Raw genomic sequence first — 16002 nt, 5'->3', positions numbered from 1 at the left:
CCCCTCCGGAGGTTCTCCCGTGCGCACCCCACAGTGGACCCGCTGGGCACTGCTGTGCGCGCTGCTGGCGTCGCTCACGTCCTGCACGAGCAGCGCCGAGCCGACCAACGGCGACCGCACGACCGCGCCCTCGAAGGTCGCGGCCGTCTGCGGGCACACCAAACCGGGGCCCGCGCGGGCACCGGACGGCGCGATCACCGTCGACCCGGCGGTCGCCGGCGACCTGTCGGCCAAGAACGCGGCCAACCCGCCGGGCACCACGTTCTGGCTCGCGCCCGGCACCCACACGCTGGGCGCCGACGAGTACGGCTCGATCGAACCGAAGGACGGCAACACCTACCTCGGCGCGCCCGGCGCGGTCCTCGACGGCAAGGGGATCAACAAGTACGCGTTCGTGTTCCACGCGAGCGACGTCACGATCCGCGGCCTGACGATCCGCGGGTTCGTGCCGCCGCCCAACGAGGGCGTGGTGAACCACGACTCCGGCGACGGCTGGGTCATCGAGGACAACACGATCGAGAAGAACGGCGGCGCCGCGCTCATGGCCGGGTCCCGCCAGGTGGTGCGCGGGAACTGCCTGCGGGACAACGGCCAGTACGGCATCAACGCGTACAAGGACGGCGATCTCACCGACCTGGTGGTCGAGGGCAACGAGATCACCGGCAACAACACCGACGACTGGGAGACCAAGCTCGAGGGCTGCGGCTGCACCGGCGGCGTCAAGTTCTGGGCGGTCGACGGCGCCGACGTGCGCGGCAACTGGGTGCACGACAACCGCGGCGCCGGGCTGTGGGCCGACACGAACAACAACGACTTCCTCATCGAGCAGAACGTCATCGAGGACAACGACGGGCCCGCGATCTTCTACGAGGTCAGCTACAACGCGGTCATCCGCGACAACACGTTGCGGCGCAACAACATCGTCGAGGGCCGCAAGTTCGCCAACCGCGGCGACAACTTCCCGTCGGCGGCGATCTACCTGTCCGAGGCGGGTGGCGACGCCCGCGTGCCCGCCCGCACCGACAAGATCGACATCTACGACAACGTGCTCGTCGACAACTGGTCCGGCATCACCCTGTGGGAGAACGCGGACCGGTTTTGCAACAGCGCGGCCAACACGTCCGGCGGCTGCACGCGGCTCGTGCACGACATGGCGAAGTGCTCGCCACCGGGCATCTCCAAGGACCCGCTGTTCGACGACTGCCGCTGGAAGACGAAGCGGGTGGACATCCACGCGAACAAGTTCTCCGTGGACACCCGCAAGATCGGCTGCAACGCGCTGTGCGCGCGGATGGCGATCATCTCCAACTACGGCACGTTCCCGGACTGGTCGCCGTACCAGGGCGACATCGTGCAGCAGGCGATCACGTTCGCGCAGGACAACACCTGGCACGACAACCACTACACGGGCCCGTGGACCTTCATGGCGAAGGACACCGGCCGCGTCATCCACCCGGCTCAGTGGCAGTCGGCGCCGTACTCGCAGGACAAGAACAGCACGTTCGTTCAGTCGGGGGGCTGAAGGAGAGACATGAACGAGACCCAGGTACAGGACTTCTGGAACGCGCACCCGTGCGGCGACCACATCGTCGGCGGGCTGCGGCAGGAGTTCGCCGACGACTACGAGCGGTTCTTCGCCGCCTACGACCGCTGGCGCTACGACCAGGAGGGCCACATCCCGGCCTGCCTCGACCGCTTCGACTGGCAGGACAAGAAGGTCCTGGAGATCGGCCTGGGGCAGGGCGCGGAGTCCGAGCAGCTGATCCGCCGCGGCGCCCGCTGGTCCGGGCTGGACCTGACCGCCGAGTCCGTCGCCAGGGTCGGCGCCCGCCTCGCGCTCCGCGACCTGCCGCACGACGACCTCAAGCAGGGTTCGGCGCTCGCCATCCCCTACCCGGACGACAGCTTCGACCACGTGTTCAGCCACGGCGTGCTGCACCACATCCCGGACATCCGCACCGCGCAGGCCGAGATCCACCGCGTGCTCAAGCCCGGCGGCACGCTGGTCGCGATGCTGTACGCGCGGCGGTCGCTGAACTTCCAGGTCAGCATCCGGTTCGTGCGGCGCGCGGTGCTGGCGGGCGCGTACCCGTTCCGCGGCTTCGTGCGCGGCGACGGCATGCTGCGCAAGCACCTGGACAACGCGTCGTCCACCGGGCTGCGGAACTACCTGTCGCTGGAGACGTTCACGCACCGCAACACCGACGGGCCGCAGAACCCGTTCGCCCGCGTGTACTCGCTCTCCGACGTTGCTCGCGATTTCTCCTCCTTCGAGATCGTGGACTCGTTCCAGCGGTACATGCACGCACCGCCGCTGCCCGTGCACCGCCTCCCGTTCGGTGACCGGCTGGGCTGGCACCTCTGGGTGACGCTGAAGGCACGGCCGTGAGCATCGCCCCCGCGCAGACCTTCCTGCCCGAGCGGACGGCACCCCGTCTGCTCGGCGCGGTGTGGGCGCTGCTCGTGATCAACACCCTGGGCTCCCAGGGCGCGATCACGGTCATCCCCATCCCGCGGCCGGTGGCGCAGATGGTCACGATGGGGGCGGTCGTCGCTGCTTTCCTGCTGGCGCTGTTGCTGAACCCGAGGGTTCAGATGCGGTCCAGCGCGTATCTCCTCCTTCTCACGTTGCTGCTCGCGGTGAGCATCGCGTCGAGCCTCCGGCTGGAGTCCGGGTTCGGCGCCTTGTTCCGGTGCTTCCGGTTCGCCATGTTCGTCGGCACGCTCTGGCTGGTCAGCCGCTGGTGGGACGACTGGCTCTCCCTGCTGCGCCACCACGTCCGCGCGTTCGCGGCGGTGTTGTTCACCGTCGCGCTCGGCCTGGTGGTCGCCCCCGGCCTGGCCCGGCCGGAGACATACGGCGGCCGGCTCGTCGGCGCCATCTGGCCGCTGACGCCGCCGCAGATCGGCTTCTACTCGGCCACCATGACCGGCCTGGTGATCCTCCTGTGGCTGGGCAACAAGACGACACGCTCGAGCCTCGCCTGGCTCGCGGTACCCGGGATCGCGCTGCTGTTGCTGAGCCACACCAGGACGGCGCTGCTCGGGCTGGTCGGCGGTCTCGCGGTCGCGTTGCTGGCGCTCGCGACCACGTCGGCACGGGCGAGGAAGGTGTTCACCCGTTCCGCGCTGGTCGGCGGGGTCGGCGCCGTGGTCGTCGGCTCGGCCGTGCAGGCGTGGTTCCGGCGCGGGCAGGACGACCTGAGCTCGCTGACCGGCCGCGAGAAGGTGTGGGACGCGCTCCTCGCCGCACCCCGCTCCCTCGACGAGAAGATCCTCGGCGTCGGGCTGACCAACAAGTCGTTCGACGGGCTGCCGATCGACTCCAGCTGGCTGGCCGTGTACCAGGAGCAGGGCTACCTCGGGCTCACGATCGTCGCCGCGTTCCTGGTGACCCTTCTCGCCGTCGCGTGCCTGCGGCCGCCGTCGCTGCCGCGTGCCATCGCGCTGTTCCTCATCTTCTACTGCGTGATCGCCTCCTACACCGAGGCCGGGCTCGGTGACGCGTCGCCGTACCTGTTGAACCTGACGCTCGCCGCGGCGTTGCTGACCAGAACCAAGGAGGCCGGCTGATGGACGCCATGCGTGTGCTCGTCGTGCACAACCGGTACCGCTCCGAGCAGCCGAGCGGCGAGGACAACGTCGTCGACCAGGAGGTCGCGCTGCTGCGCGAGGGTGGCCACCACGTGGACCGCTTCGAGCGGCGCAGCGACGACATCGCGGACATGTCCTTGGCGCGCAAGGCACTGGTGCCGCTGCGCGTGCCATGGAATCCGGCCGCTCGCTCCGCGCTGGCCGAGCGGCTGCGGCGCGAGCGGCCGGATGTCGTGCACGTGCACAACACGTTCCCGCTGCTGTCGCCCGCCGTGCTCGACGCGTGCCACTCCGAGGGTGTGCCGGTCGTGGCCACGCTGCACAACTACCTGCAGGTGTGCCCGTCCGGCACGCTCTACCGCGACGGCGCCACCTGCACCGCGTGTGTCGGGAAGCTCCCGCTGCCCGCGCTGCGCCACGGCTGTTACCGCGGCTCCACGGTGGCGACCGTGCCGCTCGTCGTGAACCTGCTCGCGAACCGCCGCCGCTGGTGGTCCACGGTGTCCCGGTTCCTCTGCATCTCCGACGCGCAGCGCCGCACCCTGATCGCCAACGGCATGCCCGCCGACCTGCTGACCGTCAAGTACAACTTCGTCGAGGACACCCCGCTGCGCCGGACCGGCCCTGGTGATCACCTCCTTTACCTGGGGCGGCTCACGGAAGAGAAGGGTGTGCGGCTGCTCATGGCGGCCTGGGACCGGGTCACGCGTGCGGGTGGTCTCGGGGTGCCGCTCGTGATCGCGGGCGCCGGCCCGCTCGCCGACGAGGTGAAGGAGTGGACGCGGTCCCGTACCGACGTGCGGTTCGCCGGTCTGCAGGACAAGGCTTCGAGTCGTGCACTGATCTCCCGTTCCGTGGCTGTGGTGGTGCCGTCCCAGTGGCTGGAGACGTTCGGGCTGGTCGTGGTGGAGGCGATGGCCGCCGGTGTGCCCGCGGTGGTCGCCGGGCACAGTTCGCTCGCCGAGCTGGTGGACGACGGCGTGACCGGTCTGACCCACACGCCGGGCGACGCCGCGTCGCTCGCGGCGGCGCTCGGTCAGATCATGCGTACTCCCTCCTCGCTGGGGCAGGCGGCGCGTGCTCGGTATGACCGCGAGTTCACGCCGTCGGTCGGGCTCGCGAACCTCGTCGCGCAGTACCGACGCGTCATCGAGGAGAGCCGTCGTGGCGCGCAGACTGTGCGGTGAGGACAACTATCCGGCGGCCCTGCTCGCGGTCGCCGGGCACGGGTTGCCGGGTGCCACGCGACCGTTCCCGGTGGAACCGACGGCGTCATGGGACTCCCTTCTGGCGGCGGCCAAGACACATCGCGTGCTGGGACAGTTGCGGGCGGCGGTGGACTCCGGCCGACTGCCGGTGACGGACGAGCAGCGGCAGCAGGCACGTGGTGCGCACCGGGCGGTGCTGTTGCGGGTGTTGTCGTTGGAGCAGCACCTGGTGGCGCTGCACGACGTGCTGGACGGGATCGAGTGCCGGGTGTTGAAGGGCAGCGCGTACGCGCACCTCGACTACCCCGAGCCCGCGTTGCGGTCGTTCATCGACCTGGACCTCCTGTTCCGGCCGTCCGACTTCGGGCGTGCGGTGGCCGTGCTTTCCGAAGCCGGGTTCACGCGGATACTCGCCGAGCCGCGGCCTGGGTTCGACCAGCGCTTCGACAAGGGCACCACGTTGCGCGGCAACGGGTTCGAGATCGACCTGCACCGGACGTTCGTGCTCGGGCCATGGGGTGTGCGGGTCAACATCGACGAGTTGTGGGACGCCGGCGAGGAGTTCACCGTCGGGGGGCGAACGCTCGTGGCGTTGTCGGCGCAGAACCGGTTCCTGCACGCGTGTTACCACGCGGCGCTGGGTGACTGGCCGTTGCGGCTGGGGTCGTTGCGGGACGTCGCGCAGTTGCTGCCGAGCTCGATGGAGGTGCTTGACCGGGCTCGCGCGTGGGGGGTGCAGGCTGTGGTCGCCGCGGCCGTCGCCGACGCGACCCGGTTGCTCGGGCTGCCCTCGGCTGTTCCGTTGCAGGACTGGGCGCTGTCCTACGTGCCGACGCGGCGGGAGGAACACTGGCTCGGGTTGCACACGCAGGCTGACAAGACCTTTGCCGCGCAGGCGGTTGCCACCTTGCCGGTGTTGCCCGGGCTGCGGTCGAAGGCCGCTTACTTGCGCGCGTTGGTGCTGCCGGACTCGGGCTACACCGCTGGGCGGCACGGTTCCGCGTTGGCTCGTTTTCGGTTCGGGGTAAGGGAAGCGTTGCGTGGACGCGGTCGACGTTGATTCGAACATATGACCAGGTTACGCCGATTGGCGTAGTCGTCCAGCGCGTTGGCGGAGTTCACTCGTTCGGGTATTTGTGTTGACCTGGGGCCGAGTTTGGCTTCAGGGAAGGGTTTTGGCCGGGGTGATCCGCTGACTACCGGCGGGGTGTGCGAGAGGCGTTTTCTGCCAGCCACGCCTGTTGCAGCAGGGACATCGATGGGGCGTGCGGTGTCGGTGACAGCCAGTTGTCGCGTAGGGCTTCTGGGTTCACCAGGTCGGTGTCGACGCCTGTGCCGTTCCACGTGCGGGCGAACTCTCGGGTGTGTCTGGTGAACACGGCGTTCGCGAACAACGCCTTCGAGCGGCGTTCCAGTACCTCGCGCGGCAGCAGGTCGCCGAACAGGGTGCGCATGGTGGCTGTTCTGCCTGTCCAGCCCAGGAACCCCGCTCGCGCCGCTACCGCGGCCACCACTGACGGCTCGGCGAAGGCCTGTACGTACTCCACGTTCATCTCCGCGCCGAGTGCTCGCATGGTCTCGTAGCCGATGCGGGCGCAGCGGCGAGTGGCGAACTGCCACGTGTTCCGGCCGGCGTGCAGCGCGAAGGCCGCCATGTCGGCCGCGTCCTTGCGGGCCAGTTCCGCTTCCACGTCCGGGTGGAGCCACGGTCTGCGGTAGCGGCCGCGCATCGCGGTGCGGCGACGCAGCAGCGCTGGGGCCAGGGCTCCCGGGACGTCCTTGTACACCCTCGGGGAGACCCTGCCCCGTGACTTCAGGACCTTGGTCAGCGGGGTGATCCGCTTCAGGCCGAACGTCTCGTCGCCGCCCTCGCCCGTGAGGAGGACGCCGCCGCGGGCCATCGTCATCATGCGGAGTGTCGGGGCGAAGTTCGGGGGCCACACCAGGCCGTGGCCGCGGAGGATCGGGGTGGCGACCGGGCCCAGCGGGTCGTGTTCGTCGTGGACGGTCAGCACGATCCGGTTGGTGATGCCCAGGTGGTCCAGCACCTGCTGTTGCCAGGTCGCCTCGTCCGTGTCCGCCGCGTCCGGATAGGACAGTGTGATCGGGGTGGGCAGCGGTAGCCGTTCCCGGCGGGCCAGCAGCACCGCCGCGGCCAGCAGGACCGACGAGTCGCGGCCGCCTGAGAACGCCACCAGGCACGGCGAGCGGTGCAGGTGGGGCAGCAGCAGGTCGTCCAGGACCTGTCTCGGCGAACCGGCCGGGGGCATCGGCAGCGGGTCGTAGCCGTTGACCCAGCCGCCCGCCACCTCCAGGGGGTCCAATGTGTACAACAGGCGCTCCTTGTGAGCGGTGGCGGGCCCGACGGGTCGGACCCGCCACTGCCGGCTCACGAGTAGTCGTCGCGATCGCCGAGGATCGGCAGGATCCACGTCAGGTTGTCGCTGGACTGTCCGAACAGGTTCGCCTGGGTCAGGTCCGACAGGGTGCCCAGTGCGGTGATCTCCGGCGCTTCGTACGGCTGGCGCATTCTTTCACCTCCTCACGGTGTGACTGGTACGTCGCCGATCCGTCCGAATCATTACCGAATGAGACGGTCCGGGCAGTAACGAAAGCGGTGCGTAATCGACCTTCTAGGTATGCGCCGGTTGGTGAAGACCCCACGACTGATCGCCGCCGCCGCTCGGGAGGTTCGGCGGGCCGATCCGGGTGGCGCCCTGCTCGCTTCCGTCTACCAGCTGCTGGGAGCCGTTGCGGCGCTTGGGGTTGTGGCGGCGGGGAAGCTCACCTTCGACGCTCTGCTCACGCCCGGTCACGCGGCGGTGGGGCTCACGCCGTCGTTGCTGTTGCTCGCCCTCGCCACCGCGGTGTCCGGGTCCGTCGGTCCACTCCAGACACAGCAGCACCGCATGCTCGGCGAGCGGGTGTCACAGCGGGTGTGGGACCGGTTGCTGGACACCACCGCGCGTGCCGACCTCGTCACGTACGAGTCGACCGGGTTCGCCACGGCACTCGAACGGGTGCGGCAGCACGCACTCACGCGACCGTTCGCGGTCACGGCAGCGTTGCTGGGGCTCACCGGCAGCCTGCTGGGGGTCACCGCGATGTCCGTTGTGCTGCTGACAGTAGAACCGCTGCTGCTGCCGCTCCTGCTGGCCGCCGGCGTGCCCGCGGTGTTGCTGGCGCGCTGGGCCAGCCGCACCGAGTTCGCCTTCGCGCAGCGGCTCACCGGGTTGTTCCGACGGCGCCACTACCTCCAGGAGCTGCTGACCCAGCGGCCTTACGCGGCTGAGGTGCGGGCGTTCGACGCGGCCGGGCGGCTGCGTGCGAAGCACGACGCGCTCAACGCCGAGGTGAACGTGGCCCTGCGGGTGCAGGTGCGGCGCAGGCAGGTGATCGCGGCGCTCACCACGCTCGGGGTGGCCACCGCTCTCACCGGCGCGCTCGTGGCCATCGTCCAACTGGTACGGACGGGCCGGATCGACCTGGCCGAGGCCGGGGCCGCCGCGATCGCCGTGCGGCTGCTAAGCGGACAGCTCGGGACGTTGTTCGGGGCCATCGGCGGGCTGCTGGAGTCGGCGCCGTTCCTCGCGGACCTGGAGCGGTTCGTCGCGAGTGGACCGCCCGCCGGGCCTACCGGGCGCAAGCACGCGTTGCACGATCGGGTGGCGTTGCGCGGCGCCCGGTTCAGCTACCCGGGGCAGGAGCGGACCGCAGTCGACGGCGTGGACATCGAGATCCGGGCCGGTGAGGTGGTCGCCGTCGTCGGGGAGAACGGGTCGGGCAAGACGACGCTCGCCAAGCTCGTCGCCGGGTTGTACGAGCCGGACGACGGGGTGCGGCGGTGGGACGGCGGGGAGCTGGCCGCGCAGGACGTGCGCGCCTCCGTCACCGTGATCTTCCAGGACTTCGTGCGGTACCAGATGACCGTGCGGGACAACATCGTCATCAGCGGTGACGGCACCGACCCCGAGGCCGCCGCGCGGGCCGCCGGGCTGCTGCCGACCGTGCGGGCGTTGCCGGACGGGATGGACACCATGCTCGGGCGTGATCTCGACGAGGGCGTGGACCTGTCGGGCGGCCAGTGGCAGCGGGTGGCGCTCGCCAGGGCACTGCACCGGGACACGCCGTTGATCGTGCTCGACGAGCCGGCCGCCGCGCTGGACCCGCGGGCCGAGCACGACCTGTTCGCGAACGTGCGCGCCACGCTCGGCGGGCGGGCGGCTCTGCTGATCTCGCACCGGTTCTCGAGCACGCGGATGGCGGACCGGATCTACGTCATGGACGCCGGCCGGGTCGTGGAGTGCGGCACCCACGACGAGCTGATGGCCGCCGCCGGGCAGTACGCGGAGCTGTACCGGTTGCAGTCGGCGGCGTATCACTGACGCTGGATCGGGAGCCAGACCTCCCGGCACGGCCAGCCGACGCCGCACACGAGGCACAGCCCGGACCGTTCGCCGGGGCGGTGGTGCCGGAGGGTGACGACGAGCAGTTCGTACTGGGCCGTGGCTTCCAGGACGCCGGACTCATTCCGCCGATGCCTGCCCACGCTCGTCCATCTCGCGCAGGGCCATGGTGGCGAGGTGCAGGAAGTCGCGCAGCGCGGTGGCGTCGAAGACGAACTCGAACGGGTCGCGGATCCCGCCGAACGAGAACTCGACGATGTTGGCGTCGACCACGTGGTAGCGCATCGGGCAGTGGCCCCGGATGGTGACGTACGAGTTCACGCTGGGGTTTGTCATGCAATCGGATAGTAGTGTCCTTCTCGACAGCACTGGCCTGATTGCACGGGGTGACAGGAACCATGGGGAAGAGCGATCCGCGCGCGCGGGATCGGATCATTGGAGCAAAGCTGCGGGCGATCCGCACTGAGCGGGCGGATATTTCGCTCGAACGTGCGGCGGAGATGGCCGGGTGGTCACCGAGCAGGCTCAGCCGGAGCGAACGTGGGCTGCGGAACGTGACCACGGACGAGGTGGCCACACTGCTGACCGCCTGGCGGATTCCTGTCGCGGAGCGGGAGGAGGTCCTCGCCGAGGTTCAGGCCGGGTCCTCGTCGGGGTGGTGGGATCGGCCGCTGCCGGGAGTTCCGGCGCATGTGGGGGCGCTCGCCAGCTATGAAGCGGACGCCTACGAACTGGTGGACGTGTCACCCAGCGCGGTGCCAGGACTGCTCCACACTTATGAGACCGCGGTTGCCGTGATGCGGGCGAGCGGCGCACCCGAAGAAGATGTTGAGACCCGATGGATGGCTCGGCTACGGCGGCAACAGATCCTCGGGAAGGTGGACTACACGGCCTACATCGGCGAAACCGCGTTGCGGACGCCGTTCGGCGGCCGCGAGCCGCTCAGAGGACAGCTCGAACACCTTCTGGGCGCTCAGGACAGGGCGATGCGAATCCGCGTCATTCCTGCGCACCAGACGAAGGTGCTGCTCCTTCACTCGTGGATGTTGATGCGTTTCCCGAACACGAAACCCGTGGTTTATGTTGAGCTGTCGGCGGGGGCGTTCTACATCCACGACCAGGACGTGGTGCCCTACACAGCAATGCTTGAACGGCTGGATCAGGTGGCCCTGTCCCAGGATGACAGTCGTCAGCTGATCGGCGATCTGGTGAAGAGGTTGCGATGATGTGGCGCAAGTCAAGCAAGAGCAACACGGGGGACTGTGTCGAGGTGCGGCGGGATCTGGGCGCGTTGCGGGACAGCAAGCAGCCGGACGGGCCTCAGCTGCCCACGCCTGAGTTACACATGCTGATCAAGCGGTTGAAGAGCGGCCAGTAGGTCTGCCAGGACGCCGTCCGCGAAGGGCGGGCCCCAGGGGATCCGTGCTTCGAAGACCGGCACTCGTTCCACCAGGTCGCCCAGGCCCTGGAAGGTCGCGGCCATGGACGCCGTGTCGCGCCAGCCCAGGACTCTCGGGTAGCGGCTCAGTCTCAGCAAGGCTTCCGCCGCGCCCAGGCGGCGTAGCGCCACCGCGCTGACCTCCCGGCTCGGTCTCGGGACCACGCACGCGGCGAGGGGCACCGGGGTCGCCGCCAGGGTGTGCGGGCGTTGGGCCAGGCGGCCGTCGGCGGTCTCGTACGTCTCGCCTGTCGCCAGCTGGCGGGCGTTGTCACGCAGGCGGTTTTCTGTCCCGCCCGGGTGGGCCATGCCGTTCTCGACGCGCAGCACGTCATCCGTCAGCAGGGCGCAACCCAGGTTGCACAGTGCCGCCGCGAGCGTCGACTTGCCCATGCCCGACGAACCCACGAACGCGATCGCCGATCGTCGTGTCTCCACCGCGCTGGCGTGGAGGACCAGGGCTTCGTGGAGCATCAGGTGGATCGCCACCACCGCGCCCGCGATCAGCACGGGGAGCAGGGCCTCGTCGGCGTCCGGGTGCTTGTGCACCGTGATGTGCTCGAAGGCGGGGTCTCCTTCGAAGTCGCACAACGACGGGTAGCGCAACACCGTGTGGTCGCCGCGGGAGAGGGTGTAGAAGATCGTCTGGTTCGGGCGGGCCACCTCCGCCAGGCGTTCGCCCGGGGGACGTTCGTGGGGGATCTCGCGGTCGTCGCCCCGGCACAAGGTCAGGTTCGGGGTGCCGGTGCCGGGTGGCATGGGCAGCGGGATGTCGCTCGCTATGTGCAGGCCGTGGGCGCGGTAGGTGTGGGTCATACCGCGCCCAGGGTGGCGTAGCGGGCCGACTCCGGGTCCAGGGTCCGGCCGTCGACCTCCAGCCACGAGTGGGCCACGAACTCCGCGCCGTCCTTGCGCACACCGATGCGCAGCACCGGGTTCAGGTGGCGGAGCCGTCGGCCGAGGACCAGGCAACGGCGCAGGCAGGTGTTGCCGGGCGGCCAGTGGGCCACCGCGTACTGGCACGCGTGGACCGGGGTGCGGGTGTTGCGTGGCAGCACGGCCCGTTTCGTGGCGGGTGGGGTGGCGCTTTCCAGGTCGCTGGTGATGCCGAGGGTGCGGCAGACCGCGGGGAGGTCGGCACGGCGCAGGCCGCGTTCGATCCTGGCCAGCCAGTAGTAGGCCCTCGCCACCTCGAGGGCGAACCTCGCTCGGCGTCTCATGCCAGCAGCCGCGCCTGGCGGAGGCGGTCCACGAACGCGCCCACGTCCCGGCGGGCCGTCGGCTCGTCGACGTCGTACTCGGCGACGACCGCGGTGACCAGGTCGTCCAGGGACCGTTCCTCGCCGAGCAGCTCGAACACGCGGCTGCCCACGCCGGTGATGGCGAAGTACCGCGAGTTCGGCAGGTCCAGCACGATGGTCTCGCCGCCGATGGTGCGTGCGGAGATGTCGGTGGTGCGCAGTCGCATGGCATCTTCCTTCCCGCGCTCCACTGTGGATTCGGGCGAAGGCGGCATCGCGTTACCGGCGGAGAAACAATCGTGACCGCTTCGACGACATGGTGGGTGTGCGGGTCGATTCGGAGGTGCGTGCGCTGCCTGCGCGGGTCGGTCCGCCACTCGGTGTGACGTCTGCGCTCGCGGCGGTTGTGCTGGTGGCACTGGGGTTCCTGTTCGCGGGCGAGTCCGTCGGCGCGGCCGTCGACGTGGGAATCCGCAGCGATCTGCGGCACCTCGGGTCGCCGTGGCGGCAGATCGCGCTCGTCATCGACTGGACCGGGGAACCGGTGGGCGCGGCGGTGGTGCTCGCCACCATCGTGATCGTCCTGCTGCGCACGGGGAACCGGCGAGCCGCCGTGCTGGCCGTCGCGGGGCCTGCCGCCGCGGTGGTCGTGACGACCGGCATGAAGCCGTTGGTGGGACGGACGATCAACGACGGCTTCCTGTCGTTTCCCAGTGGCCACACGGCGACCGCGACCGCGTTCGCGCTCGTCGTGATGCTGGTCGTGGTGCGGGAGCGGACCGCGGTGGCGGGCATGGCGCTGATCGGCGCCGTGACCGTGGCGGCCGCGCTCGCGATGGCGTGGGCGCAGGTGCTGCTCAACGCGCACTACCCCACCGACACGCTCGGCGGGTTCTGCGCCACGTTCACCGTCGTGCCGCTCGTGGCATGGGGCATCGACCGGCTCGCCGACCGCCGCGACACGTGAGTAGGGCGGTCGCCGCCCCGGGCTGCCCCTGCCCGTGACGGCCGACCGCCGCGGGAACTCACTCTCCCTGCGCGCGGCGGCGCACCGATCCGTGCCGCCGTCACCGCGGGCTACCCACGACTGACCTGGGGGTCTCGCCGTCGCCTGTGGAGCTGGGTGCCTCTCTCGGTGCCGCGCGTGATGTTCCCGTCACTCTCCAGAGTAGGGCGGGTTCGCCCGCGCGAATGAGACACGTTCGTACCTCAAAGCTCGTCGATCGTCACCAGACCGTCCTGGAGGGCGCGCGCGACCAGCGCCGCCTTGGTCGGGGCGGCGCGGCCCGCGCTCGCGTACTTGGCCCGGACCCTGGTCAGGTACGTGTTGACGGTGTTCACCGTGATGTTCAGCGCGTCCGCCACGGTCTTCTTCGACTCGCAGTGGAACCACTCGCGCAGCACGTTGATCTCCTGCTCGGAGAGCTTCGGGCGGTTCGGGTTGGTGTCCGTGCCGAGCGCGCCGGCCAGCGCGGGCGGCGTGTAGGGCTCGTGGCGGGCGGCCGCGTGGATGGCCGCGACCAGGTGCGACTCGCCCTCGGCCTTGGTGAGGTAGGTGAACGCGCCGATGTCGAGGCAGGTCAGCGCGGTCTCCTGGTCGTCACGCATGGTGCTCACGACCACCGTGCGGCCCGCGTCGACGAGGCGTTTCAGCTCGCCGTACGCCGGGCCGGTCATGTCGAGCTGCAGGTCGAGCACCACCACGTCGGCGTCGGCGCCGGGACCGACCCACGCCGTCGAGACCGTCGGGCCCGACGCGACCACCTCGATCGGCGGGTCGGCGAGCGCGCACCACGCCCGCACCCCGGCCACCACGACCGGGTGGTCGTCCACCACCGCCACCGTGATCATGTCCGCCGCCACGTCGTCTTGACCCACAGCTTTCCCCCGTTGTCCACAGTAGACATCCTGATGGCCGGGTCGGTGGTCGTCGGCACCAGCTCCAGCGGAGCGTCCGCGACCACCGACACCGTGACCTCGTCGTCGGCGCCGAGCACCGTCACCCGCGCCGTGCTGGCGGCCGTGGCCAGCGCGGCGACCGCGGGATCGGTCAGCGCGCGGCGCACCGCCTTGGGCACCTGCGGCCGTTCGCCGCGCTCGGTGAACTGGACCGTGATCCCGTTGCGCTCGGCCAGCTCCACACAGGCCCGCAGCTCGTGGGAGAGCGGGTCGGGCACGCTCGTGTCCTCCGCCAGCAACCGCCGCACCCGCGCCGCCTCCACCGCGCACGCGCGGCGGAACACCGGGTCGCCGGGGTCGGCCTCGCCGGACGCGAGCGCGGACAGCAGCGGGGCGGTCGAGTCGGCGAGGGCGGCGTACCGCTCGGTGCGGTCGCGGTGGACCTGCTCGGCCACGGCCCGTTCGGTGCGCAGGCGCTCCTCGCGGTAGGTCACCGCCGCCGCGGTCATCGCGACCGGCCGCAGCACGACCGTGACCACGCCGACCGCCAGCTGGTAGCTGAACACGACGACCGTCGCGTTCACCGCCTCCGCCACCGTGATCGCCGCGTCGCCGCCGAGCGCGGTCTGCGTGAACGTCATCGCGTAGTGGGCGGCGAGCGCCACGGCGATCACGGCGACGCGGTAGTCGAGGACGAGCAGCAGGAGCGTCCACGCGGCGTCGCCTTCGGACCAGTGGGGCAGGCCGAGGCGCAGGTCGGGCGGGATGGCCTCGGTGCACAGCGCGGAGATGCCGAACACGACCGCCACCAGCGGCCAGCGCAGGAACCCGAGCGGGCGCTTGCGCCACAGGTGCCACGCCACGACCAGCGTCACGGCGGTCAGCACGCCCAGCGTCAGCACCTGGACGGCCAGCGACCGGTAGTGCTCCTGGTTGGCGACGAGGCGCGGCAGGTCCAGGCCGAACAGGATGATCAGGTTCATCACCACGACCGCCCACCGCAGCGCGGTGCCGACACCCGTCTTGATCGTCTCGAGGTCGGCGCCGGAACGCACCTGCTCGGTGCGGGTGGCGAGCGGGCGGGTCAGGCGGACCCGCGTGCCGTTGCCGGGGCTGCTGATCACCTCGGCAGAACCACCCGCGCGGGTGAGGCGTTCGACGATGGAGCGGGTCACCCCGTAGCGGTGGCCGTTCACGCGTGACGGGTCGAAACCGGCGCCGCGGTCGGCGACCTCGACCACCACGTCGTCGTCGCTCGTGCCGACCTTCACGGTGGCCTCGGCGACCCCCGCGTGGCGGACCACGTTCGTCAACGCCTCGCGGACACCGCCCGCGAGCGCGACCGCGTCGGCGGCGGGGACCGTCAGGGCGTCGGGCGCGTCCCAGCGGACGGTCAACGGCATGTGGCGGGCGACGTCGCGCAGGTGGGCGACCAGGTCGATCTCGCCTGCCGGGGACGCGTGGTCGCCGCTGATCGCCGCCAGGTCGCGGGCGGCCTGCGCGGACAGCCACGCGGACGGCTTGTCGGCGACGCCGGAGCCGACCATGAGCAGCGTCGCGCTCGCGGTGTCGTGCAGTGCGGCGAGGTACTCGCGTTCGTCGGCGCGGCGGGCCTCGGCGACCGCGGCGTCCCGGCGTGCCTGCTCGCTGCGGGCGACCGCGCGGTCGGCGTCGCGGGCGCCCTTGCGGACCAGCAGGTAGAGGGCGCGGGACAGGCCGGCCTCGATGACCGTCCACAGTTGCAGCGGGAGGACGTCGAGCCAGCCGGGCGAGTCCGCGGCCGCCGCGCCTGCGAGGAAGGCGGCCATGACCGTCAGCGTCGCGACGGCGTGCGCGACGAGGCTCATCTGCCACGCGTAGGCGATGACGGTGATGCCGATGACCGCGATCACCCAGGTGATGCCGTGCGCGGAGCCGGTCGGGACGGTCCACGGCTGCGTCAGGCAGACGACCGAGACGGCGACGACGTCCAGGGGGATCAGGAAGCGGCCGCGGCGCGGGTAGCGGAGGTAGTAGAAGACGGTCCAGGTGACGAAGCCGAGGACCACGAAGACGGTGAAGACCGGGGCCGTGGTGGTTTCCAGCGCGAGGGAGACCATGCCCGCGACGGCCGACATGAGGATGCGCAGGCCGATCGCGTAGCGGGTTCCGGCACGCAACAGTTCCCGCTCAGTGCTCCCGAGCTGGGTGTCCGCCGCCACGCGCCACCGCCTTGC

The 16002-nt window shown here is 70.5% G+C and carries 17 protein-coding genes; 9 read left to right on the top strand and 8 right to left on the bottom strand.

Annotation, left to right across the window (positions count from 1 at the left end; genetic code table 11):
• Positions 1-19: 19 nt before the first annotated feature.
• The 5 genes from ACYQ77_RS01345 to ACYQ77_RS01325 are packed head-to-tail and all read left to right on the top strand — an operon-like array spanning position 20 to position 5862.
• Positions 20-1522 carry a right-handed parallel beta-helix repeat-containing protein gene (locus ACYQ77_RS01345; RefSeq protein WP_459706570.1) on the top strand — a complete coding sequence of 501 codons (1503 nt, stop codon included), beginning with the start codon at positions 20-22 and terminating at the stop codon, positions 1520-1522.
• A gap of 9 nt (positions 1523-1531) precedes the next feature.
• The gene (locus ACYQ77_RS01340; RefSeq protein ID WP_459706568.1) at positions 1532-2389 is read left to right on the top strand and encodes a class I SAM-dependent methyltransferase; all 858 of its coding nucleotides are present in this window, start codon (positions 1532-1534) and stop codon (positions 2387-2389) included.
• A gap of 2 nt (positions 2390-2391) precedes the next feature.
• Entirely contained in the window at positions 2392-3573 is a 1182-nt protein-coding gene (locus tag ACYQ77_RS01335) for an O-antigen ligase domain-containing protein (RefSeq protein ID WP_459708088.1), read from the top strand.
• Between the two features lie 8 nt (positions 3574-3581).
• Positions 3582-4781, top strand: a complete 1200-nt coding sequence (locus tag ACYQ77_RS01330; protein WP_459708086.1) for a glycosyltransferase — start codon at positions 3582-3584, stop codon at positions 4779-4781.
• Positions 4759-5862 carry a nucleotidyltransferase family protein gene (locus tag ACYQ77_RS01325; RefSeq protein WP_459706567.1) on the top strand — a complete coding sequence of 368 codons (1104 nt, stop codon included), beginning with the start codon at positions 4759-4761 and terminating at the stop codon, positions 5860-5862. The genes ACYQ77_RS01330 and ACYQ77_RS01325 overlap by 23 nt, the downstream gene beginning before the upstream one ends.
• Positions 5863-5998: 136 nt before the next feature.
• Here the strand turns inward: ACYQ77_RS01325 and ACYQ77_RS01320 are convergent, their stop codons facing one another.
• Positions 5999-7135: an asparagine synthase-related protein gene (locus ACYQ77_RS01320; RefSeq protein ID WP_459706565.1), complete on the bottom strand. Its 1137-nt coding sequence runs from the start codon at positions 7133-7135 to the stop codon at positions 5999-6001.
• 56 nt (positions 7136-7191) lie between these two features.
• Positions 7192-7332, bottom strand: coding sequence for a lasso RiPP family leader peptide-containing protein (locus ACYQ77_RS01315; RefSeq protein WP_459706564.1), 141 nt, complete (start codon positions 7330-7332; stop codon positions 7192-7194).
• 121 nt (positions 7333-7453) lie between these two features.
• Between ACYQ77_RS01315 and ACYQ77_RS01310 the strand changes: the two genes are divergently transcribed.
• Positions 7454-9187: an ABC transporter ATP-binding protein gene (locus ACYQ77_RS01310; RefSeq protein WP_459706562.1), complete on the top strand. Its 1734-nt coding sequence runs from the start codon at positions 7454-7456 to the stop codon at positions 9185-9187.
• A 141-nt stretch (positions 9188-9328) separates the two neighbouring features.
• Here ACYQ77_RS01310 and ACYQ77_RS01305 read toward each other — a convergent pair whose 3' ends face one another.
• Positions 9329-9544 carry a hypothetical protein gene (locus ACYQ77_RS01305; RefSeq protein WP_459706560.1) on the bottom strand — a complete coding sequence of 72 codons (216 nt, stop codon included), beginning with the start codon at positions 9542-9544 and terminating at the stop codon, positions 9329-9331.
• Positions 9545-9606: 62 nt separating this feature from the next.
• Between ACYQ77_RS01305 and ACYQ77_RS01300 the strand changes: the two genes are divergently transcribed.
• Positions 9607-10434, top strand: coding sequence for a helix-turn-helix domain-containing protein (locus ACYQ77_RS01300; protein ID WP_459706558.1), 828 nt, complete (start codon positions 9607-9609; stop codon positions 10432-10434).
• Positions 10431-10586, top strand: coding sequence for a DUF397 domain-containing protein (locus tag ACYQ77_RS01295; RefSeq protein ID WP_459706557.1), 156 nt, complete (start codon positions 10431-10433; stop codon positions 10584-10586). Before ACYQ77_RS01300 ends, ACYQ77_RS01295 begins: the two co-directional genes overlap by 4 nt.
• On the opposite strand, the gene ACYQ77_RS01290 is transcribed toward ACYQ77_RS01295, so the two are convergent.
• Genes ACYQ77_RS01290 through ACYQ77_RS01280 form a run of 3 tightly spaced genes read right to left on the bottom strand, consistent with a single transcriptional unit; the run spans position 10548 to position 12114 of the window.
• Entirely contained in the window at positions 10548-11462 is a 915-nt protein-coding gene (locus ACYQ77_RS01290; RefSeq protein ID WP_459706555.1) for an AAA family ATPase, read from the bottom strand. The two genes, ACYQ77_RS01295 and ACYQ77_RS01290, sit on opposite strands and share 39 nt — an antisense overlap.
• The gene (locus tag ACYQ77_RS01285; RefSeq protein ID WP_459706553.1) at positions 11459-11866 is read right to left on the bottom strand and encodes a lasso peptide biosynthesis B2 protein; all 408 of its coding nucleotides are present in this window, start codon (positions 11864-11866) and stop codon (positions 11459-11461) included. The genes ACYQ77_RS01290 and ACYQ77_RS01285 overlap by 4 nt, the downstream gene beginning before the upstream one ends.
• Positions 11863-12114, bottom strand: a complete 252-nt coding sequence (locus tag ACYQ77_RS01280) for a PqqD family protein (protein ID WP_459706551.1) — start codon at positions 12112-12114, stop codon at positions 11863-11865. Before ACYQ77_RS01280 ends, ACYQ77_RS01285 begins: the two co-directional genes overlap by 4 nt.
• 98 nt (positions 12115-12212) lie before the next feature.
• Between ACYQ77_RS01280 and ACYQ77_RS01275 the strand changes: the two genes are divergently transcribed.
• Positions 12213-12854, top strand: a complete 642-nt coding sequence (locus tag ACYQ77_RS01275; protein ID WP_459706549.1) for a phosphatase PAP2 family protein — start codon at positions 12213-12215, stop codon at positions 12852-12854.
• 242 nt (positions 12855-13096) lie between these two features.
• On the opposite strand, the gene ACYQ77_RS01270 is transcribed toward ACYQ77_RS01275, so the two are convergent.
• Positions 13097-13765, bottom strand: a complete 669-nt coding sequence (locus ACYQ77_RS01270; RefSeq protein ID WP_459706547.1) for a response regulator — start codon at positions 13763-13765, stop codon at positions 13097-13099.
• Entirely contained in the window at positions 13735-15987 is a 2253-nt protein-coding gene (locus tag ACYQ77_RS01265) for an ATP-binding protein (protein ID WP_459706545.1), read from the bottom strand. The genes ACYQ77_RS01270 and ACYQ77_RS01265 overlap by 31 nt, the downstream gene beginning before the upstream one ends.
• Between the last annotated feature and the right edge of the window lie 15 nt (positions 15988-16002).

The organism is Actinophytocola sp. KF-1, from assembly GCF_054661535.1.
Note: the sequence above shows the minus strand (reverse complement) of the source record. Positions and strands in the feature narration are given on the sequence as shown.

What these genes read in the sequence shown, in the direction of transcription:
- ACYQ77_RS01340 (WP_459706568.1), top strand. Translation starts at nt 1,532, where the DNA reads ATGAACGAGACCCAGGTACAGGACTTCTGGAACGCGCACCCGTGCGGC.
- ACYQ77_RS01330 (WP_459708086.1), top strand. Translation starts at nt 3,582, where the DNA reads ATGCGTGTGCTCGTCGTGCACAACCGGTACCGCTCCGAGCAGCCGAGC.
- ACYQ77_RS01315 (WP_459706564.1), bottom strand. Translation starts at nt 7,332, where the DNA reads ATGCGCCAGCCGTACGAAGCGCCGGAGATCACCGCACTGGGCACCCTG.
- ACYQ77_RS01305 (WP_459706560.1), bottom strand. Translation starts at nt 9,544, where the DNA reads ATGACAAACCCCAGCGTGAACTCGTACGTCACCATCCGGGGCCACTGC.
- ACYQ77_RS01300 (WP_459706558.1), top strand. Translation starts at nt 9,607, where the DNA reads ATGGGGAAGAGCGATCCGCGCGCGCGGGATCGGATCATTGGAGCAAAG.
- ACYQ77_RS01295 (WP_459706557.1), top strand. Translation starts at nt 10,431, where the DNA reads ATGATGTGGCGCAAGTCAAGCAAGAGCAACACGGGGGACTGTGTCGAG.
- ACYQ77_RS01290 (WP_459706555.1), bottom strand. Translation starts at nt 11,462, where the DNA reads ATGACCCACACCTACCGCGCCCACGGCCTGCACATAGCGAGCGACATC.
- ACYQ77_RS01285 (WP_459706553.1), bottom strand. Translation starts at nt 11,866, where the DNA reads ATGAGACGCCGAGCGAGGTTCGCCCTCGAGGTGGCGAGGGCCTACTAC.
- ACYQ77_RS01280 (WP_459706551.1), bottom strand. Translation starts at nt 12,114, where the DNA reads ATGCGACTGCGCACCACCGACATCTCCGCACGCACCATCGGCGGCGAG.